Here is a 21,520-nt window from a genome sequence, read left to right as displayed (position 1 = left end):
AGTCTCCTGGCCGGCAAGATCCAATTTCTCTCCGGAGGAGACAAGTGCCAGCCTTACGTTCTCTCGACCTTGTATTTGTTCGCGACAAGCGTGATGCTTCCAGGAAGAAGCCGGCTCCCCTCACTTCTAGGCTCTTCAACCAGCTCTTCAATCACTAATCCGGAGGCGGCCACTGCGCTGACAATCTCCCCGAGGGTCCAGTAACGCAGTAAACAATCCGGGAATTCCTCTTGTTCGCTCAACGCAAACATGCCGCTTTCAACAAATCGTGGACAATGCGGGCAAACGGCGCGAGGTCTGCGAAATAATGAAGAATTCCGCCTTCCAGGTAGACGATATCATAGGCATGCTTCAGCTTGTCCATGTTTATCTCAAATACGTCAGATACGATATATTCAATTTCCACCCCTGCTTCTCTTGCCACTTCCAGCGCGTACCGCTGGTTCTCGGGTGAGATATCGACGACGGTGACCAATCCGCCCAATATGGCAAGAGGGATCGCTTTGCGACCGCTGCTCCCGAGTAAAACGGCGATCTTCTTACCCTTCACGTCACCCAGGTAACCGATATGTTTCCTCAAATACTGTTGCGGATTCCCCTTCATATCCGCAGCAGCAAATCAGCGCTTAGTATCTGGATTGTTCTCATTTTAGCGTCCTGCACACCCGGAAATCTCGCGCCGGCCGCAGAGAGCATACGAATGGTTTGAATGACCTGAAAGTTTATTTTCTCACCCGGGTAAATTAAGTTTTGCTGAAGCCTGATAACCGAAATTTCGGATATTTCCGTAAATGGAGATCGCAAATGCCGGGCTCAAGCTTCCGGCGAACGCTCACGCTGCTGACGCTATTGGCCACCGCCGCCGTATAGCCGTGTATATCACTTTTACCATGTTCTGCTTTTTTTGGATGGCTTTTTTGGACATAGCGGAATGGATTTTTTGGATATTCGATAGCGGGAAAATGAAAAATGGGCGCACTGCGCGAGCAGGCACCCTAAGAGAGTCGACTATGGCCGGATCTCAATATCTTGCTCCGGCGTACGAACGAGCCAAATTTAGCTGCGGCCGCTATTTTTCTGATGGATTAAACTAGATAATCAACACCATAAAATCTGCGTCCCAATACTGTCCATCAGTCTTTATAGCATTGCATTCTGAACCGTATACCTCATAACCGATTGATCTGTAAAGATTCTTGGCAGTATCATTATTTGAGATCACGGTTAAATTAATTCGCTCAAGCCCATCACATTTTTTTGCTTTTTTAATCAATTGTTTCATTAATGCCTTGCCTATTCCTTGTCCGCGCCATTCAGGTAAAACAAACATGCCAATAACACTGCCTTTGTGGTTTGTTTTCAAATTGTCTTCCCGGATAAACCTTACAATTCCAACCAACCTGTTATTTTTATTAAAAGCACCCAACGTAAATTGACTATCGGATGGCATTAAATTATTCCGTATCATTTCAATTGATTTTTCTTTTTCAAGCTCATAAGTGGTCAGAAAAGCTTCAGGACTATCCTTAAGCGACATAAGAAGGATATCTCTGTAAATTTCCGCATCTGAGCTTTCTAATAATCGGATGTGCATCATTCAACTCCTTATACCAATGTATAGCGTCCTGTTTTACATTTCAAGAAAAAGGCGGAAGCGCTTCAAGCCGCTCCCGCAGGCCGCATCCGTCTATTGGCTTAGTAGACGCTTCATACGGATCAGAACGGTCTCCTCCCTTTTCCAAACCTACGCCCGAATAAAATGGTCTTTCATAATTCCCTTAATTAATTCGGATAATACTGCAGTGTACTTCGGATCCGTAAATCGTGACTCCAAGTGCTCTTCCAAGTCGTATTTCATCAGCTCTTTATGTGCCTTGCGTACACGAATCACCGGGTGGATATGAGCACTTTCGGACGGCTCCCCGGGAATTCTCGGAATGCTAAGCGGATCCTCAAATTTATGAATGTCCCCGTATTCCAGAGTTGCTGCCAACAAGCATTCGTCCGCATCAAGCGAACATTCTTTAAAATCCTTCAAGGTTCGGTATCCTACTTCCGTCCATTGTCCCTGACGATACTTCAGGATATAGGCAATGAATCCCGGCTGCAGCCAGAGATCGGGAGACTCATTAAGCTCTTGAAGGATTTCCTCCACAATCTTGTTTGTTGCAATGTTCCGATAACCTAAAGGCGCATTCAGGCGTTCCATCAAGATATTCGCCAGTATTTTTGAATTATACCGAAATCCATGAATGAACCCGCTTGACGTCTCTCTAAAATCCAATCCGTGTGTTTGAGCCCCCGCAAAAAACAGATTCGAAACATCGGTCGATTCAAATTCCCCGGTGATCGAAGGAAACTTGTCATTAATGATTTGAATATTGAAATCTTCCATTAGATTCACAAAATTCGGTTTAAAACCGGTAGCCGCAATAACTTCGTTGAAAAACAAGGTTTCAGTCTCGTTCTGCGCATGCACGTAGGTTACCGTCACATCGTAGCCGTCATCTCTTTTTTGAATGTCCACTACATGGCAATCGAGAAGCGCTGCTTGATGCTTTAGCTGATAATTCTCAATGAGCCAACTGTTGGTTGCACGAATGCTGCCGACATAATGCGTTTTGTATGCCAGGCGTGCCGAACTGGGGCTGGCCAGCATTATCAGGTTTGCTTCGTTCAGAATATCCTGCGCGCTCTCCATGGCGCTATTACCCTTGCCTAAAATGAGCACCCTTTTATCCCTGTAGTATTCTTTTTCACGCATATTCTCGTACATTGTTACATGTTCCAATCCCGGAATGGTTGGTATTTTCGGAACAAGGCCCGTAGCAAGAATGAAATAACGGCAGTAATAATTGCCCTTATCCGTGATCACCTCAAAAGTTCCCTCGTCATTCTTTCTTGTATTCAACCACTTGGTCTCGAAATGTATTGGCAGCTGGTACTCCAACACCAAATCTTGAATCATATCAAATAACGCTTCTCTTCTTGGGTGAAAATCCGTGCTGTAGTTTCGCATCAAGATCTTCTTCTCTTTCGTAAGCAAACTGTTCCAATCAAACCTTTCTGTAAAGCGGTGCTCCGCAGGCTTGCCGGAATACAATTTGTTGTTGCTGATCAATTGTCCATGTACCGGAAATTTCCTATAAAAGGAACCTGCATGCTTCTCAGCTTCCAAAATGACAAAATTAATATCGGTACCGTACTGCTCATTCAGTTCTTTCAGAGTCAAAGCCAGTTGGATTCCCCCAGGACCCCCGCCTGCAATTACGATGTCAAACTTGTTTTTCAATGATTTCTCCCCCTCATAATGTTTTATGGCGCTGAAGCGTTACCCTCCAAATTGAATGTGGGATTTTCCTTTGAATTCTGAGCCATGGTGCCGCGATTCCCTAAAGATGCGTTAAATATAGGCATCGCCGCAGCAGTCGTGACAATAGCCATAAGCACCAGCATAGAGTAAAGATCCTGATTAATAATTTCATAAGCAAGCCCGATGTTCACAACAATCAGCTCCATTAATCCTCTTGCATTCATGAGTCCCCCGATGGCCGAGGACTCCCGCCACGTGAAGCCCATCCTCCGCATGGCCAGCGTACATCCGCCGTACTTACCGAGTATGGAAGCCAAAAGAATGAACAAGAACGGGATCACAATTCCCATATTGAAAAGGGAAGCAATGTCGGCGTTTAAACCAGAAAAGGCGAAAAACAGCGGAAGCAACAGCACAACCACAAAGTCGGTTAGCTTACCGTGGATTTCCCGTTGAAATACCGGTGTTCTCGGCATTGCCAAGCCTAAGATAAATCCTCCAAACACAGAGTAAATTCCTATATAATCCGTTATCCAGGCGGCACCGAGTATTAGCAGCAATATGATGGCGAAGTCGTGCTGCAAGAACTGACCTGCGGCTTCCACCCGATCGCTCATTTTTTTTAGCCGCTTCTTCACTAAAGTCAAAACCAATAAGGCAAACAAAACTCCGCCGACCGCCGTGTACAGACCGGCAATCATATCTTTAGACTGGGCCATCGCGGTAACAACTGCCAAAAAACACCACGCGGCCGCATCGTCAACGCTTGCCGCCAAGAGCGTCAAGGACCCGAACTTTGTTTTCACCAACCCCTCATCTTGCAGAATTCTTGCCATCATTGGAAATGCTGTAATGGAGAGAGCGACCCCCATGTAAATACAAAAACTCATTTTATTAATCGCATCAAAAGAGAAACTATCATACAGGAAAAAACCGATTGCCACACCCATGATAAATGGCGGAAAAATTCCCGCTGATGCAAGAAAACCGGATTTCTGGATGGATGAGCGATTAAAGCTTTGAAGATCCATCTCGGCTCCGACTAAGAACATATACACCGATAGACCGAGATTGCTAAGAACAAATAAGGTGCTTTTAACCTCCGATGTAAAAATGGAAGCTTGAAGTTCAGGAGCGAGAACCCCGAAAAATGTCGGTCCTAGCAGAACCCCGGCGACCATCTCGCCTACTACTCTTGGCTGACGGATGCGTACGAATAGACTTCCGCAAATACGGGCGGCAACAATAACAATAACGATTGCGGTAACAACCGCTAAGAACAAATGGAGGTTATGGTTCAAATCAGTTCATTCTCCTTTCTTACACGTTCGATACGGATCGAGTGAACAGGCTACATTCGTCACGCCTCATTGCTTCTCTTATGATTGGCCTTCCAGCCTTCACACTCAAGCCTTCCCTGGAGACTTCGCTTGTCCGAATACGTCCCGAACATCATGAATGACCACAAATGCTTGATGATCAATTTCATAAACGATTTTCTTTAACTTGAACAGCTCCTTTTTTTTAATCACAATATATAAAACTTCCCTTGCTTCCTTCATATACTCGCCGCCGGCGGAGTAAATAGTAACTCCTCTGTTGATTTCCTTATTTATCTTATCGGCAATTTCAGGGTTGAAGCGGGAAATAATCGTAACCGTCTTTCTCGCGTTCAGACCTTCAACAATAAAATCAATCAGCTTGGCGGCGATATAAAGCGAAATAATCGTGTACATAACTTTCTCGGCGCCGATGATGAAATAGGATCCGAATACAACCACCAGATCGAAAAATAACACAGCATAGCTTATACTCCAGCCAAAGTACCGGTTTGCTATTTTCGCTAAAATAGTGGAGCCTCCGGTTGTTCCGCCCGCGCGTATGATAATGCCTATTCCAATTCCAATAAAGACTCCTGCAAATATCGTCCCCAAAATCGTCTCTCCGGCATAGACGGCAATCCCCTTTGTCACAAGCAGGAAAAAAGAGTTCGCTGCTATCGTGATAATCGTATAATAGGTGACCCGTTTATCCAGCAATTTATAACCGATCGAAACGAGGACCGCGTTTAACAGCAGAAGGGTAACTCCCGGGGACCATTGAAACAAATAATATAAATCCATCGAAATACCGATTGCGCCGCCTTCGGCCAATTCATTCGGAATGGCAAAGCTATTCATTCCCACCGCGAGGATGAACGAACCGAGAATGATTTGAATGATATCGGTTATAAGATTCTTCATGGTGAGGTGTTTTTAGTTGCCACGATAAACGATATCGTTCTCGGCTGCTTGGGATTGCGGAAAAACTGTCTCGGCTGCCCTTTTTCCACGACGATAACTCCTCCTTTCAAAATCGGTCAGGCTCGATAATTTTTCCGCTGGTATAAATGGGGTAGCAGCAGCAGAATATCTGCTGCTACCCAATAAATTGATGCTCTCTCATTATATCCGGTCAAAATTCAGACACTAAGCTCGGAAGGGCTGCTGACGGAAACCCAATGCCGATAAGTCTTGACTATTGGCAAACCTATGCAGTCCCATGGTAAGTATTTCAAAGAATGTGACGTGTTAAATAGTACGACTTCATCAGTTGAACGTATGAAATTTCGTTCGATTAATCGAAATAACCCAGCCAAAGCGGCAGCGCCCTCTGGCGAAGACGAAATTCCTTGCTTTCCAAGGATTTTCTGGGCTTGTTGAATTTCTGTTCCCGTTACGGACACTGCAGTCCCTCCGGATTCAAGCAAAACCGAAACGACCAATTGCCCATCGGGCGGGTCTGGCACTCTCATGCCGGTCGGACTCGAGTACACATGATGACATTGCGGTTTAAATTGTGCGTTATTCCTCACGGCGTCTACAAGAGGCTGACAGCCTTGCTCCTGCACACTGACCATGCGGGGAAGGTCACCCTCGACGAAACCCAGTTCCTTTAATTGCAAAAATGCGTTCCACATTCCGATAATTCCGGATCCTCCGCCTGTCGGATAAATGATCACATCCGGCAATTTCCACTGCAGCTGCTCGGCGATCTCCAAGCCCATTGTCTTTTTCCCTTCGACTCTTCCGGGCTCTTTCAACGTGCCGACATTGTACCACCCTTGTTCTTGCTCGCCTTCCTTGACAATTCGCCCGGCATCGTGAATTAATCCGTCCACCAAAAAGGTTCTGGCTCCATAATCCATGCATTCCTTGACGATCAGCCCCGGGCAATCCAGTGGAAGAAACACGTATGCCTCCATTCCCGCATATCCGGCATAAGCGGCTAATGCGGATGCCGCATTACCGTTAGAGTTCACCGCCACCTTGCGAATCCCGTACTCGTTTGCAATGGATAAAGCTGCCGAAAACCCTCTTGATTTAAAGCTTCCCGTGGGATTCTGTTCCTCTCTTTTGACCCATATCTTCCCGCCCGGCAATATTTCCTTCGTCATATTTAAAGGAACAAGCGGTGTCCAGCCCTCTCCCAGTGAGATAATGCTCTCCTCGTTCTCAATAGGCAAAAGCTCGTTATATCTCCACATCGTTGCCGGAAGATTTTTCAGCTTTTCTTTAGTCAGCGTACGTCGGATCCGCTCCAAGTCGTAAGCGACCAAGAGGGTTCCACCACATTTGCAGGAGCCTGCCTTTATCGCAAAAGGCATCTGTTTTCCGCAGCTTCTACATGCCAGCAAGAATCTCAAGAGTAACCCTCCTGTTGTCGATTTTCTCCGTTAAATATAGATTTAATCAATAAGGAAATTTCCGTCCATATCGTTCGACATTTGGTTGTAGTAAGAACGCAAAAACAAAGCACTCTGAATAGAGGTGCCTGTTCCTAACGTCCGGATTATCGTGAATTCTTGTTTGACATGGTCGCCGGTTGTCCAAGCCTATCCATCGCTTTAAATCGAATATTCCTACTCCTCTTGTTGAAATATCCGCTGAACCTGAACTTCTGTGATTCGGTTGGCGGCATCTACAAACACTACTTTAGGTCTTAGCCCTCTAATGTCATCTTCGGAAAACAAACCCATGCTCAGAATGATAACGATATCTCCCGGTTGAAATAAATGGGCGGGGGGACCGTTCAAACATATTTTTCCGCTGCCCTCGGGACCCGGGAGCGCATAGGTCTTCCATCTCGTTGCGTTTCTGAGGCTCGTGATTTGCACCATTTCATACGGATGGATGTTCGCTTCCCGCATAAGAAGAGCATCGATCGTAATGCTTCCGACATAGTTTAAATCGGCCTCCGTTACCGTTGCCCTGTGGATTTTGCCTTTGCACATCAATCTTTCCATGTTCCAATCTCACTCCCGTCTCCCGTTTCACTTCGTTTAATCCCCTATAAAAAATGACATGAAGGTGCCAACTGTAAAACAGCGCTTTCGTTATCCGGTTTTCAAGGTGCAACTCCAGGTTCTTCCGTGCGGGAGCATGCTGCTGCCAACCAAAATAAACACATGAACGTTCGCTAACGCCTACGTGATACACACCTCTCGTAACAGTTAATCCGTGAATCAGGTTCATTCCAATTCTGTTTACTTTGCTCGAGCAAACCCTGGCCGAAAGGCCAGAGTCTGCAAGAGGTAAAGTCATTCCAACCTATTTGATTCTTACAAGGCGTTCATTTACAGGGCTAAGTATCCGAACCGTTCTCATGCTGTCATCCTGCACGCCCGAAAATCTCGCGCCGGCTGCAGAGAGCATACGAATGGTTTGAATGACCTGAGAGTTTATTCTCTCGCCCGGGTAAATCAATGGAACTCCGGGGGGAAAGGGGATAACCATTTCACCGGCTTGCGCATGCAAAGCTTCTTCTAAAGGCACGGTGACCGTGTCATTTTGCTGAAGTCTGATAACCGAGGTTTCGGATATTTCCGTAAATGGAGAGAAATCGAACATGGAGTTTGACAGCCCCCCGTCATGATACGATTTCTTTTCCAGCCCGTAACGCAGAGAAATATTTTCTAGCGCGCTTAAGAGCCGATCCGCATCCTTTTCGGTTGAAGCGAGACTGAAAACGGCAAGCGCGTATTGCAAATCGGCCATTTCCACAATGCATCCCTGCTGTGCCAGCTCCGCCTCCAACTGAAAGCCGGTTAACGTTCCGGTGCCGTCTTTGATGCTTATTTTAAATGGATCCAAGGTTTCATAATCGAACGGGTCATCAGCATCACCAATGAGACGAAACCAGGGCATTTCGCGGCGAAGACTGCTTCTGAACTTTTCAACCGTCCTCAATCCCGCCGACAATCTCTGCCGGCCTTCAAGCGCCATTTGTCTGCGGCTCAGGTCCAAAGAAGCCAGAATCGGATAAAATGGACTGGTGGTGTGAAGCATGGAAAGCCGCTGGGCAATCAAATCCCGGTCCAGCAAATTCCCTTGAACATGGAGCATACTTCCCGACGACATAGCTGTCAGCATCTTGTGTGTTGATTGAATAACGGCATCCGCACCGGAGGAAAGTGCGGAGGCCGGAACCGAGGGGTGAAATCCGTAATGAGCCCCGTGCGCCTCGTCGACCAGCAGTGGCTTGTTATAAGCATGAACCAGCTTGGCGAACGGTCGAAGGTCAATTCCCATTCCGTAATAATTCGGATTGGATAAAAAGACTCCCTTCGCATCCGGATATTGTTTCAATGCGGCTTCCACATCTTCCAAGCGGACTCCATAGGCAACTCCGTTGTGCTTGTCCCACCGTGAGGGCAAAAATACCGCTCTGGCACCCGCCAGCATAAGACCATGAATGACCGATTTATGCACATTCCTCTGTACAATAATCGGCTCATTGTTTCGGCAAACCGATAAAAGGAGAGCCAAATTGCCGATCGAGCTTCCGCCCACAAGGAAAAAACTCTGATCTGCGCCAAAGCAGGCTGCGGCCAGTTCCTGTGCTACTTTAACGGAGCCCTTCGGATCATGCAAGCGATCCAAACCCAATATTCCTGTTCCAAAATCAATAGACATCACTTGTTGAAAGAAGTTCAGCTCCATCGGATCATCCAAACCTTGCCCTGATTTATGTCCGGGAACGTGAAAACTGGCAGGTTGTTTTTCATATAAAGCTTTAAGTTCTTCGAATAAAGGGGCCCTCCGCTGGTTCATCATGCAGTCTCCTTTGATTATCACTTTAGTTGTTCAAATCTAATATGGGTCGATGAAGTAATCCTGTTTTATTTTCGTCAAAAGAAAAACCGGAAGGAGATTACATATCCAATCGTACTCAGCACGAGTTGCAATAAGCGCAACAACTGTAGACCGTATAAATCGAATCGTACATTCGATTAAGGCTGACTTTAAATCCTTTCATAATTTCACCTCCTTTCGATATGGATTTGTTTTTGAGTGAATACGGTGTATATAAGGAACAAGCAGAGATTCGAAAGCTCGTTACGCCATTGGAGTTGCCGGTTATTCGAACTTGATGAAAGAGTTATACCAATACATCTGGATCCTTAACCAAGTCATTATACCGGTTCAGCAAATCATCGAGTTCCTGGGATTTCAGTAAAACCTTAGTCGATATTCTGCCATACGCGTTTACTGTGGCATGCAGTTCCTCTCTTAACCTCTCAACAGCAACGAGAATCTGTTCCGCAGATCCGCTAACTACCTCTTCTCTTCGTGCCAATCCACATCATCACCCGATTTTTTCATTATCTGACCTAATCTGGTATTACCGCTCCATCCCATCCGGTTTACCAGTCAATCCTTACGGCTTTTGCCTCCTTTCCACCCACCGGAGCGTTGAGCCCCGGCGGATGTATTCTTTTTCCCGGAAATGACCGTTACGGCTTATCTTGAGTCAATTCCTGCATTCTGACCAGCACGACGACCGCTTCCGCTCTTGTTGCCGTACTGAGCGGGTCAAAGCGGTTATTTAAGCGGCCCTGTACAATGCCTTTCTTGGCTGCTTCCGCTACGTGACCTTTGGCCCAGTTCGGAATTTTGGAATCGTCCGCATACGAGGTTCCCACGTTCGCAGCGGCCTGATTATTCCAGCCCCGCATCAGCATCGTGATCATTTCCGCCCGGCTGATCTTGACATTCGGACGAAGCGTGCCTTCGGTGTAGCCCTTGATGACTCCAGCCGCCACTGCACCGGACAACTCGCTAACCGCCCAAGCGGGAACTTGCTCCCTGTCCTTGAAGGCTTGCAATGAATCCGGTTCACCTTTCAGCTTCAGTGCTCTTGCTACCATTACGGCGAATTGCAGCCTCGTCATTTCCACGTTCGGCATAAACATGTCGTTCGAATAGCCTTGTATCATACATTTTTGGGCAGCGGCTTCGATGTACTTTTGCGCCCAGTGGTGCTGTATATCCGTCCAGTTTGTTTGCGCGCAGCCGGAGCCGGATCCGTTCGATCCGTCCTCCGCTCCAGGCACTTTAGCCATGACAATGATCGTCGCCGAAGCGGAAAGCGTGCCGCGTTTGACGGCAATGCGGGTTGTGCCTTCCGCTTTCCCGGTCACCGCGCCGCTTGCATCCACTTCCGCAATGGACGGAGACTCGGATTCGAAGCTTGCATCGGTGATGGTCTCGATTTTACCGTTCGCATATATGCCTTCTACCGTTAACTGGTATTTCTCGCCAATACGTAATACCGCCGAATTTACATAAATGGCCGTCAGTTCGTTGCCGGTATACCCGTAGAAGTAACCGCCGCCTCCGTTGCTCGGAGCAGGCGATGCAGCACTCGCTCTGATCACGGTCACGGTGTACGTTTTGACGCCGTCGACCGGCGAGGTGACCTCGACGGAAACCGGATTGTTTCCGACCTGCAGCGCGATCGGCGCGCTGGCCGTGCCGCTTGCTGCGGCTTGGCCGTTGACTTTAATCGCCGCGCCGGCTTTCGCCGTCGGCGTCACGGTGACGCTGGTCACTTCATTGGCTACCGCCGCGGCATAGTTCATGATGCCGCCGCTGAAAGCCGGGCTGAGTGTGCCGTTTGACAGCGTCAGGTTGATCAGGTCTGCACCGTTATCCGTTTCGCGGGTGACGATGATGGTGTAACTTCTCGTCTGCGATCCGTCCTGCGTCCTTACCAGGACGGTAATCCGATTGTCGCCGGTCTGCAGCAAAACCGGCTTCGACGCGGTTCCGCTCGCCACGGCGGTTCCGTTCACCGTGATGACCGCTCCGCTGTCCGCCGACATCGGCGTCACCGAGACGGCATAGACGTCATGGGTCACCGTTGCCGTATAATCCAACATCCCGCTGCTGAACGATGGACTGAGCGTGCCGCTCGACAGTGCCAGATTGATCAGGTCGGCCGCATTCGAGCTCACTTCGCGATACACAGCGACGGAATAGGTCTTCGAAGTTCCATCCTGCGCCCAGACGGCCACGTTAATGAGGTTGTCTCCCTCATTGAGCGGCAGCGGCCGGGATGTCGTTCCGCTCGCCACGATGGTTCCGTTCACCGTGATGACCGCTCCGTTGTCGGCCGCCGTCGGCGTTACCGACACGGCGTATACGTCATTGGTCACCGTCGCCGTGTAGGTCTGCGTCCCGCTGCTGAACGATGGGCTTAGCGTTCCGCTCGACAGCGCCAGATTGATCAGGTCCGCATTAGGGCCCGCCTCCTTGCGTACCGTCACGCGATACGTCATTTGGGTCGTGCCGTCCTGCGCCTTTACCACTACCGTAATCGGATTGTCGCCCGGATTCAGGGCGATGGCCGACGATGGCGTTCCGCTCGCGACCAGCTTCCCGTTCACGGTGATGCTGGCATTCGGGTCGGCAGCCGTCGGGGTGACCGTAATGCTGTAGACACTGCTCACTACAGTGGCCGAGTATTCGGCCGTCGTGCTGCTGAACGCCGGGCTGAGCGTGCCTTCCGATAAAGTAAGGCCGCTGAGCTCCGCGCCAGTGCTTGCGGCACGGGTGACGACCAGATTGTACGTTTTCACGGTCGCTCTGTCCTGTGCTGTCACCGTTACCGCGATCGGATTTTGTCCCACCTTCAGAGCAATCGGAGGCGAGGCCGTGCCGCTGGAAACGATTGTCCCGTCTACCGTGATGATGGCGTTCGGATCCACCGCTGCAGCCGTTACGGTCACACTTGCGATCTCATTGGCGACGGTCGCCGAATATGCGGTTACCGCGCTGCTGAACGCCGGGCTGAGCGTGCCTTCCGATAAGGCCAGACTGCTCAGGTCCGTGCTGTTGCTTGCACTGCGGGTCACAATGACGGTATAGGTCTTCGCCGTCGTGCCGTCTTCCGCCGTCACCAGTACATCGATCCGGTTGTCCCCCACACTGAGCGGGATCGCCGCCGAAGCCGCTCCGCTCGCCACGGCTTTTCCGTTCACCGTGAGCGTCGCGTTCAGATCCGACGCGGTCGGGGTAACCGTCACGCTTGTGACGTTATTGGCCACGCTCGCGGTGTAGCTCTGAACACCGCTCGCAAATGCCGGGCTCAAGCTTCCGCTCGACAAGGCCAGGTTGCTCAGGTCCGCATTCGTGCCGGCCGCGCGGGTAACGTTCAGGCTGTACGTTTTCGTCGTTGTCCCGTCCTGCGCCGTGACCGTCACCGTAATCGGGTTATCCCCCGGATTCAGCGGAATCGGAGCGGACGCTGCGCCGCCAGCCACTAGTTTTCCGTTCACCGTGACCGTTGCGTTCGGATCGGCCGTCGTCGGCGTCACCTTCACGCTCACCACGCTATTCGCGACCGCCGCCGTATAGCTTGTCACGCCGCTTGCAAACGCCGGGTTCAAGCTCCCCTCGGACAACGCCAGATAGCTCAGGTCCGCGCTGTTGCTAGCCGCGCGGGTCACCACGACGTTATACGTCATCAGCGTCGTCCCGTCCTGCGCCGTCACCGTCACGGCGATCGGGTTGTCTCCGACATTCAGCGAAATGGCCTGCGATGCCGTACCGCTATTCACCAGCGTTCCGTTCACCGTGACCGTCGCGTTCGGATCGGCCGTCGTCGGCGTCACGGTCAGGCTGTAGACGCTGTTCGCCACCGTGGACGTATAACCCGTCGCTCCCATGCTGAACGCCGGACTTAACGTCCCGTCCGACAGGGCCAAATCCGTCAACCCCGCGCTGTTGCTCGGCGCGCGGGTGATCGTGACGGTGTACGTCTTCGTCGTCGTCCCGTCCTGCGCCGTTACGGAGACGTTGATCGGGTTATCCCCGACGTTGAGCGAAATGCTCGGGGAGGCCGTACCGCTCGCCACCAAGGTTCCGTTCACCTTCACCGTTGCATTCCCATCCGTTACCGTCGGCGTAACGCTCACACTGCTGACGCTATTGGCCACCGCCGCCGTATAGCTCGTCACGCCGCTGCCGAACGACGGGCTCAAGGTGCCCTGCGACAGCGCCAGGTTGTTCAGGCTTGCGATCGCGCTCGCTGCGCGTTTCACCGTCACGGTGTACGTCTTGGTCGTCGTGCCGTCCTGCGCCGTCACCGTCACGTTGATCGGGTTGTCCCCGACATTCAGCGGAAGGCTCGGGGAGGCCGAACCGCTCGCTACCAGGGTCCCGTTCACCTTCACCGTTGCGTTCGGATCGGCCAGGGTCGGGGTGACCGTGATGCCGGTCACGTTGTTCGCTACGCTCACCGTGTACTGCTCCACGCCGCTGCCGAACGCCGGAGCCAGGCTGCCCTCCGATACCGACAGGTAGGTCAAGTCCGCGCTGTTGCTGGGCGCGCGGGTGACCGTCACGGTATATGTCTTCTTCGTCGTCCCATCTTGAGCGGTTACCGTGACGTTAATCGGGTTATCCCCGACACTAAGCGGGATCGCCGCAGATGCGGTGCCGCTAGCCACGGTTTGTCCGTTCACCGTGACGGTCGCGTTCGGATCCGCCAACGTTGGCGTCATCGTCACGCTCGTTACGCTGTTGGCCACGGTTGCGCCGTAGCTCTGCGTGCCGCTGCTGAACGCGGGGCTAAGCGTTCCTTGCGACAGCGACAAGCCGCTTAATTCGGCGTTGCTGCTCGGCGGACGGGTGACCGTCACCGTATACAGCTTCTGCGTCGTCCCGTCTTCCGCCGTGACGATGACCTTGATAATATTGTCGCCCACGTTCAAGGGAACGGTCGATGGCGTTCCGCTGGCGACAACCTTGCCGTTCACCGTTACCGTCGCACCCGGGTCCGCCGCCGTCGGCGTCACGTCCACGCTGGTGATGCTATTGGCCACGGTGGCCGAATAGCCTGTCACCCCGCTGCTGAACGCCGGGCTCAGCGTACCTTGCGACAGCGCCAAATTGCTTAAATCCGCATCGGTGCTCGCCTGCCGGTACACAATGACGGAGTACGTCTTGCGCATCGTCCCCGCCGCCGATGTTACGACCACCTTAATGGTATTGGCCCCCACATTGAGGGAAACCGGCGAGGAGGCGCTGCCGCTCGCCACGCTCTGTCCGTTGACCATCACCGTCGCGTTCGGGTCGGAGGTCGTCGGGGTAAGCTGCATGCTCGTCACGCTATGGGCCACCGTCGCCGAATAGTCCGTCGTCCCACTGTCGAACGCCGGCGTCAGTGCGCCTTGCGACAGCGTCAAATTGCTTAAATTCACATCCTGCTCCGACACGGTAACCGTGCTCGTATCCGTATAGTGTCCGTCGTCCGTCGTAGCGGTAATGATCGCCGTTCCCGGACCGACCGGCGTGACGACGCCGTTCTGGTCTACTGTCGCCACCGCAGGCGTATCCGATACCCAGCGCACATTCTTGTTGCTTGCCGTGCTCGGCAGCACTGCCGCGCTTAGCTGTCCCGTGCTTCCGCCCTGTACCAGCGAAAGGGCCGACGGCGTCACGTCGACGCCTGTCGCGGGGATATAGTAATTGATCCGCAGAATCGGTCGCTTCGTGGAGTCGGAATATTCAGAGGAAGCGAATCCTTTATAGTTCGCTACATTCGTAGCTTCGTCTTGATCGACAATTTCCACGCCGTAGTTCGGCTTGCCGCCTTCGACCCACTGCCGCACCGTACCGGTCAACGTAAAGGTTTTCCAGGTGTTAGGCGTGTAGCTGACCGATTGGATGTCGACCGTCGCGGCGTCGTATAAGGGCTGGTTGTTCCATGTTGTTTCGCCAGCCGATGCAGCAGTCCCGCTCTTGTTCCCTTCCACCCAAGGCTCGAGAATCTCCCGCGCGCCCATGGAGACGGTATTGTTGACTCCTTCAACGAGATAAAGCTCCAGCGTCGCGCTTGTAATAATGGCATTGGAGGGGATCGACGACACGTCGAATTTGTGCAACGCCCTCTTTCTGTCATTCACATAAGCTTGAACTCGTCCAACATATGTCAAGTTGGAAGCGCCCCAGTTCGTATCAGGATACGACGTATATTCGTGGACACTGGTATCGTCTGTACCGACATACCCGTTCAGCCCTTGCTGCAGCACGACCTGCGTCGTCGTGACCGGCTTGTCGCTCGCAGCGGGGGCTCTGACGGTTACCGTGCTTGTCGCCGTTAACCCGTCCGCCGTCGTCGCTGTGATCGTGGCATTCCCGAGGTTGGCGCCCGGCGTCACGTATCCATTCGCGTCCACCGCCGCGACCGAAGAATCGCTGGACGTCCACGTCACATTCTGGTCGGTGGCATTATCCGGGGTAAAGTCAGCCTTCAGTTGGGTACCGCTTCCCCCTTGTATCAGGGTCAATTGTGACGGGGTGACGGTCAAGCCCGTCGCCGGTACGGTGTAGGTGACCGTCAGCTTGGGGCGAAGGGACTGCGTATCATAATCTTCGTGGTAAAATCCTTTGTTCCATTCCGTCGTATCGGAGGACGTATCCCTCCGCATCATGATCCCGTAATTCACCGCACTTCCGCTGACCCACTGCTGCGCCATGCCGGTCAAGTCGAATTGCGACCATGAATTAAGCGCGTAGCTGCTGGTCATTTGCGTCGAGAACGGCGCTGAATCATAGATTGGAGTGGCTACCGCGTTGTTCCAGGTAAGCGTATTCTCCTGCCAATCCTTCGTTACCTTATGGATCGCTATCGGGGCATTAAAATTCCCTCCTGGGGGAGACGAAAATATATACAATTCCAACTTAGCGCTGGTAATTGTTGCGTTTTGCGGTATGGAAGAAAGATTGAACTGGAGGAAAGAAAATCTTTGCTGGCTTGTCCCTCCTTGATAGTTGCCGATGTTTATATAGTCGTTGTAATTAGTAGTTGGATCATTCTGAACGGCGTATGCGCTCTTCATGTTCGTATACCCGTTAAGACCGGCCTGCAACACACTCGTCACAGGCGTCGCGGCTGCAGATACGTTATCGGGGGACATCAGCAAAGAGCTAAACGCCGACAATACCATCAGTCCGCTGAGCGCTGCGGAAACGACGCGTTTCAATATATGATTTCGTTTTCGTTTGAAAATCTGCAATTTCATCCCTCCGTAATATAGTTCTGAGATTTCTGTTGTCGCGGAGAACGGGTATGCTCGCACCGCAGGCAATCTTCGATGAGACGGTCGTCCCGGCCATTTAGCGACAAGCTTGTTCGCCTGTTCCTTTGTTTGTTATAATCGCCTCCTTATCATCCACGACCTGCTTGGCTGATCGATTTGCACCTCCGCTGCTGGAAAGGCAGAGCTTTTCATGTCGTGATTTGGGTTTAAACGTGTGCGGGCCAACCTTCGCGTTTCTTCACTCAAATCACCCCTTTCAAGAAAAAAAAGAAACCCCCGTCCAGAGATGCCTGATTAGACGGAGGTTTCCTCCGTATTCGGTAGCTGGCTGGCATCATTGGATGCATTTGATCCAATTAAGCCCCTGTAGCTTTGCGTCGCCACTTTTCAGTGGGTTTGCCTTTATCGTACGATGTTTGCAATTGTGAGCAGGCAAGATAAGGGATTTCCTCGCCTGACAGTCCTTCCGGATATCCGTACCGTCCCATCGTTCCGCCCAACACCGGGTGCAGCTTCATCAAGTTCCACTGCATCTTGATTAGCGGCCCCCGCTTCTGGAGGACAGCGGACGGAATCATCAATATCGTTGAAGGATAAAGGGTATTGACCTTTTCAATTTGTTCCAATATTTAACTCAACCCGTGTATATTAAGTTTTATCATGTTCCTCTTTTTTTGGGGATGGCTTTTTTAGACATGTCGGGATGGATTTTTTGGAAGTTCGGTTTAGGAAAAAGACCGGATCACGAAAAAAAAGCGCGCTTCGCGAGCAGGGCACCCAAAAAGACGGCTATGGCCGGGATTCGATAGTTTGATTCACATTTTTTGTTTATTGCTGATCAGAAACCCGGCTGATGTTTTCTTTTCATATACTCGGCGTAACTCGCTTGCCAGGATTCGTTTACTTGCTCCGGCGTTTTATCGCCCCAGTCCTACGTATACAAACCGACCGCCATCACGTCCCGGTCTCCGAGCGGAATCACGAAAGCGCCTATATCTTCCGGCTTCATGCGGTATTTCGTTACCAATTCGCCAACAATCCATTCTCCGTTATAAACGATTGCGGCCTTGCCCTCCGCCAGCCGGATGGGATGGATGGAAAATTCATGGCAGCGGCCTGTCACCATTGAGCCCTTCATAAGCCTTCTTGAATCCCGAAATCCCGCAGATCATCGATGGTTTTGCGAGCTACAATCTCTCCCTTCCCATTAAGCGCCTCGATTTCGTACGAAGCTTCCGCTGATAAGGGTAGAGTTGCGAACCAGATTGCACCGCCCGTGTCAGTATCGGCAACTTTAGCCGCGTATTTACCGGGAGTTTGACCACTCGTGATAACGATTACCTTCTTGACGGAAGTATCCAGGATCTCTCCGAAAACGAGGGGAAAAGGCTCTCCGATTCCCTTATATGGCAAGCCCATCCAAGTAAGCGCCGCCTTATCTAAACCGCCGCTTGTCCCGTATCCGCCGCCGTATGCCCATTTCCAGCCAAGCCACATCTTGCGGACATACTCAACCTGCAGGTCGGTGCCACTTTTTTGATAATAGCGTTTAATAAACAGAAGAACTCCGCCGTCAACAGGCTCCTGGTGAATGACCCGCATGAAGGGGAAATGCCGGAATTTCTGGACAGCTTCCTCAGGTGTCCGGCCAATCGGAATGCGCAGCGTTTGTTCCAGACCCGCAGCACGCGATAACCGTTGGTCGGCTGGTCCACCGGGCATTTCATATGCTGCGGCAAGCGCCATAATCATAATGATGCAGGCCATTACCGCTCCCGCAACTGTCCAAACAAGCCGTCTCCTGCTTCCCGCCGGCGGATTGCTCACCTCTTGCTGTATCATCCGGATCCGCTCCGCAGAGGGAACCCGTTCTTCCCGAAATGGTTTTACAAGCAGCCTCTCCGCGATTTCCGTGTGATCATCCATTGTCGCTCTGCGCATTTCATTCCACCTCCTTCATGTCTTTGGCCAATCTGGCGCGCGCACGGTGCAGCCGGGATTTAACCGTACCTTCGGTAACGTCTAGCAGATCAGTCAGCTCAGCATATGTCAGGCCATAATGCATGCAGAATCAGAATCTCACGGTAGTGCTGCGGCAGCCCGAGTACGGCCGCCCATACCTCATCCGTCATAGCGCCCGAGAAATAATCCGCTTCCGCAGAGGATACGGTACGAGTGTCGCTGAAAAATTCGATAAGGATAACCTTTTTGAGGAAGGCTGATCTCTTGTAATTGAACGCGGTGTTGCGGGCGATCTTGAATAACCAGGTTTTCACCGCACTTTGTCCCCGGAACGAGCTGAGCGCACGGAACGCCCGAATGAAGGTATTTTGGGCAATATCCTCGGCCAGGTGCTCTTGGCGCGTCAGGAAGAAAGCGTACTGCCAGTCGTCGTGCCAATACCGGCGTACCAGCGTCTCGATCTCAGGCGGATCAACCTTCAGGATGCTTTTGAGGTACTCTTCTTCCATTGGTTCTCCTCCCTCCACATAACAGACAACCGCGAGTGCCGAAAGGTTCCCGGTTCATAGGTGATTTTTCAGTTCGGGCAAATCGAAGGCAAACATGCATAATGTTGATGATCACGAGCTGGCCGAAAGTGCGCCGATCCTGTTCCAAGAACCAAATAAGCCAGGTCAGACCGCGCCGCGGATAACTGACCTGGCTTATTGCTTTCTCTATAACAAGCGCTTTTATTAAGGCGTTATAATCCGCAGCAAAATGTCGACATTCGGAACCCGGTAACCTTCCTGGTCTTGCGTATTCAGTATCATTAGTCCCGAAAGTACCGATAAATAACTGGAAATCAGTTCCTCGGCACTGCCTGACGCAATTTCGCCCGCTTTCTGCCCCTCAGTAAATAACGGCAGCAATTGGGCGACGAAGGTCTCCATGGAATATTGCCCAATAAGCTGTTTAGCCTGCTCAGGAACGCCATCGGACGTGCGCGCCTGATGAATGAGCATGAAATAAGGAGCTCCTTCTTCGTCGAGAATTTCGCTCGTTAAAGCTCTTATTTTCTCGATCGGCGAGCCCGGCAAATGATAAACGTCAATCATTGCAGCACTCGCTCCTGCCATGGCCTCCCGTACGAGAGCGGTGAACAGCTCGTCTTTTGATTTAAAGTAGTGATACAGAAGGCCGTGGCTGATGCCGGCTTCAGCCGAGATCATACTCATTTTAGTTCCAATAATGCCCCGGCGGGAGAAGACCTTAAGGGCTGCCCCCATAATTTGCTCCTTGCGCTCATCCCGGATCTGATGCAGTTGTTCTTCGTTTAATGGCGCCAATGACTCTCATTCCTTTGCCTGTACATGGTTGCATAAAGTATACCATTATTAATTCTTAAGTAGCTATTTGATTCCGGGAAACAGAATTCAGGTCAAAAGGAGCTCCGGAGAAGTCAGGTACAATCCGATTCAATACTTCCTCCAATGGCTGGCCGTCTTGTGAAAGCTTAGCGAGTAATTGTTTGCCTTCATCCGATGCAGTAAGAACCGTCGTTACCATTTGCGCATTCATAATTACACTTGGCGATATTTCCAATGTGTTTACTGCCCAATACAGTCCATATAACTCCCAACTACGTTGAACAGTTGCGTGTTTGAGAAACAAGGCCATATATTCGCGGCCAAAAGATATCCCCCGAAGCGGCTCTGATCCCGCATATTCGACCCCTTCCCACTGCAAATCATTAGCGCAATTAAGCCACCAGGCCGGCTCGATCGCATCATGTATTTTTTGAAGCACTCTTTGCTCAAAATGAGGCTTTGGGTTATTCCGGTGTTCATGTAAGCACGATTCCAGCAATCCACCTCAATCGCAGCAACCGACATTCCCTGACCGAAAATGGGATCATATATGCAGTATGCATCTCCTAAAACTAACAATCCTGACGGCCACCGCTGCATTCGTTCATAATGATGACGGTACAATTCCGGCACCCGATAACCCCGAGGCTGGGTAATCGGTTCAAGCTCCTTAACGATCTCAGCAATTATCGGAGTTGGAAGCTGTGCAACCGCCTGTTCGAATTCTTCCGAGCTCACAGGAGGATAGTGTCCACCCGGACGATAAAGCACCACTTCTGCTGTCTGATTCTCTATAATTGAAAAACTCCCGTAAACGTCCCATTGGCAGGCTGGCCTGAGATGTTGATAGTATCCCATTTTTCTTCCAGATGTGTTAAATGGGGTGGAATCCGATAGCGTCTGGTACTATATCCAAGAGCGGCTTTCAGAAGATCCGGACTCGGCACATCGTAACCCAAATCATGAAGCCATGCAGACAACTTGGAGAAACGTCCGCTCGCATCAACAACCATACCGGCCATCAATGTTTTCTGCTGCCCCATTGGCCCCCTTTCCCGGACCTGGATTCCCGTCACAGCCGTCTGATTCGGGGTGGTTAACAGATGGTTCACATCGTGCTTTGGCAGAAATTGAACATTGGGAATTTGTTGAACGCGCCTGCGAATAACCCACTCCAGTAAAGCTCTGCTGAACTTGAAATCATTCTGAGGATATTGCAGTTCCATGCTTCCATATTGATTCATGTTATAAACGGTTTTATTCAGTATCGAGGGAGCCCCCTCTGCCGACAAATCATCCTCGTAACCTGGAAAGAGGCGTGTTGTAATCATCTTGCCGCGATCCGTGAAACGATGCGGATGAAAAGATTGTGGTGTGCCCGCCCGGTCTTCGGGCTTTTCCGGAAAATCGTCTTTATCAACGATGAGAACCTCTCCGTAATAATCCGAAAGCACTCGCGCAGTCAGTAATCCGGCAAAGCCGCCTCCAATTACAAGCGCTCTACCTTCTTTTTGATTGAAAATCATG

At 51.0% G+C, this 21,520-nt stretch carries 17 protein-coding genes, 1 pseudogene and 1 riboswitch; of the genes and pseudogenes, 1 reads left to right on the top strand and 17 read right to left on the bottom strand.

The genetic code is table 11. From position 1 onward, the window contains the following. Window positions 1-53: 53 nt before the first annotated feature. Window positions 54-242: a hypothetical protein gene (locus KZ483_RS02130; RefSeq protein WP_220351150.1), complete on the bottom strand. Its 189-nt coding sequence runs from the start codon at window positions 240-242 to the stop codon at window positions 54-56. Further along, a complete protein-coding gene (locus KZ483_RS02125) occupies window positions 239-580 on the bottom strand; it encodes a class I SAM-dependent methyltransferase (protein WP_220351149.1) in 342 nt (113 codons plus the stop codon). Before KZ483_RS02125 ends, KZ483_RS02130 begins: the two co-directional genes overlap by 4 nt. Window positions 581-791: 211 nt before the next feature. Here KZ483_RS02125 and KZ483_RS02120 point away from each other — a divergent pair, with 211 nt between their 5' ends. Next, on the top strand, window positions 792-1,094 hold the full coding sequence (locus KZ483_RS02120; protein ID WP_220351148.1) for a hypothetical protein: 303 nt from the start codon (window positions 792-794) through the stop codon (window positions 1,092-1,094). Here KZ483_RS02120 and KZ483_RS02115 read toward each other — a convergent pair. From KZ483_RS02115 to KZ483_RS29000, 15 genes and pseudogenes are all read right to left on the bottom strand, one after another. Next, the gene (locus tag KZ483_RS02115) at window positions 1,091-1,597 is read right to left on the bottom strand and encodes a GNAT family N-acetyltransferase (protein ID WP_258881507.1); all 507 of its coding nucleotides are present in this window, start codon (window positions 1,595-1,597) and stop codon (window positions 1,091-1,093) included. The two genes, KZ483_RS02120 and KZ483_RS02115, sit on opposite strands and share 4 nt — an antisense overlap. Before the next feature lie 147 nt (window positions 1,598-1,744). Beyond that, window positions 1,745-3,292 (bottom strand): NAD(P)-binding domain-containing protein, encoded by a 1,548-nt coding sequence (locus tag KZ483_RS02110; protein WP_220351147.1) that lies wholly within the window; start codon window positions 3,290-3,292, stop codon window positions 1,745-1,747. Window positions 3,293-3,315: 23 nt separating this feature from the next. Then, window positions 3,316-4,614, bottom strand: coding sequence for a cation:proton antiporter domain-containing protein (locus KZ483_RS02105; protein ID WP_220351146.1), 1,299 nt, complete (start codon window positions 4,612-4,614; stop codon window positions 3,316-3,318). Between the two features lie 105 nt (window positions 4,615-4,719). Beyond that, window positions 4,720-5,556, bottom strand: coding sequence for a YitT family protein (locus KZ483_RS02100; protein ID WP_220351145.1), 837 nt, complete (start codon window positions 5,554-5,556; stop codon window positions 4,720-4,722). A 218-nt stretch (window positions 5,557-5,774) separates the two neighbouring features. Continuing rightward, window positions 5,775-6,998, bottom strand: coding sequence for a threonine synthase (locus tag KZ483_RS02095; RefSeq protein WP_220351144.1), 1,224 nt, complete (start codon window positions 6,996-6,998; stop codon window positions 5,775-5,777). Window positions 6,999-7,214: 216 nt separating this feature from the next. Continuing rightward, the gene (panD, locus tag KZ483_RS02090; RefSeq protein WP_220351143.1) at window positions 7,215-7,598 is read right to left on the bottom strand and encodes an aspartate 1-decarboxylase; all 384 of its coding nucleotides are present in this window, start codon (window positions 7,596-7,598) and stop codon (window positions 7,215-7,217) included. Window positions 7,599-7,902: 304 nt separating this feature from the next. Beyond that, the gene (locus KZ483_RS02085) at window positions 7,903-9,408 is read right to left on the bottom strand and encodes an aminotransferase class I/II-fold pyridoxal phosphate-dependent enzyme (RefSeq protein ID WP_220351142.1); all 1,506 of its coding nucleotides are present in this window, start codon (window positions 9,406-9,408) and stop codon (window positions 7,903-7,905) included. Window positions 9,409-9,733: 325 nt separating this feature from the next. Beyond that, window positions 9,734-9,931, bottom strand: a complete 198-nt coding sequence (locus KZ483_RS29005) for an aspartyl-phosphate phosphatase Spo0E family protein (protein ID WP_220351141.1) — start codon at window positions 9,929-9,931, stop codon at window positions 9,734-9,736. 157 nt (window positions 9,932-10,088) lie between these two features. Further along, window positions 10,089-16,658 (bottom strand): cadherin-like beta sandwich domain-containing protein, encoded by a 6,570-nt coding sequence (locus KZ483_RS02075; protein WP_220351140.1) that lies wholly within the window; start codon window positions 16,656-16,658, stop codon window positions 10,089-10,091. A gap of 340 nt (window positions 16,659-16,998) precedes the next feature. Then, window positions 16,999-17,093, bottom strand: a riboswitch (cyclic di-GMP riboswitch). Window positions 17,094-17,613: 520 nt separating this feature from the next. After that, window positions 17,614-17,808, bottom strand: a complete 195-nt coding sequence (locus KZ483_RS02070; RefSeq protein WP_220351139.1) for a hypothetical protein — start codon at window positions 17,806-17,808, stop codon at window positions 17,614-17,616. A gap of 8 nt (window positions 17,809-17,816) precedes the next feature. Further along, a complete protein-coding gene (locus KZ483_RS02065) occupies window positions 17,817-18,623 on the bottom strand; it encodes a hypothetical protein (RefSeq protein WP_220351138.1) in 807 nt (268 codons plus the stop codon). 1 nt (window position 18,624) lies between these two features. Continuing rightward, on the bottom strand, window positions 18,625-18,747 hold the full coding sequence (locus KZ483_RS02060; protein WP_220351137.1) for an RNA polymerase sigma factor: 123 nt from the start codon (window positions 18,745-18,747) through the stop codon (window positions 18,625-18,627). Beyond that, window positions 18,722-19,153: an RNA polymerase sigma factor gene (locus KZ483_RS02055; RefSeq protein WP_220351136.1), complete on the bottom strand. Its 432-nt coding sequence runs from the start codon at window positions 19,151-19,153 to the stop codon at window positions 18,722-18,724. Before KZ483_RS02055 ends, KZ483_RS02060 begins: the two co-directional genes overlap by 26 nt. Window positions 19,154-19,378: 225 nt before the next feature. Continuing rightward, window positions 19,379-19,972, bottom strand: a complete 594-nt coding sequence (locus tag KZ483_RS02050) for a TetR/AcrR family transcriptional regulator (RefSeq protein WP_220351135.1) — start codon at window positions 19,970-19,972, stop codon at window positions 19,379-19,381. 55 nt (window positions 19,973-20,027) lie between these two features. Next, window positions 20,028-21,519 (bottom strand): annotated as a pseudogene (locus KZ483_RS29000) (FAD-dependent oxidoreductase). Window position 21,520: the final 1 nt, after the last annotated feature.

It is taken from the genome of Paenibacillus sp. sptzw28, assembly GCF_019550795.1.
Lineage (GTDB): Bacteria > Bacillota > Bacilli > Paenibacillales > Paenibacillaceae > Paenibacillus_Z.
The sequence above is the reverse complement of the archived record's forward strand: the minus strand, read 5'-3'. Positions and strand labels throughout refer to the sequence as shown.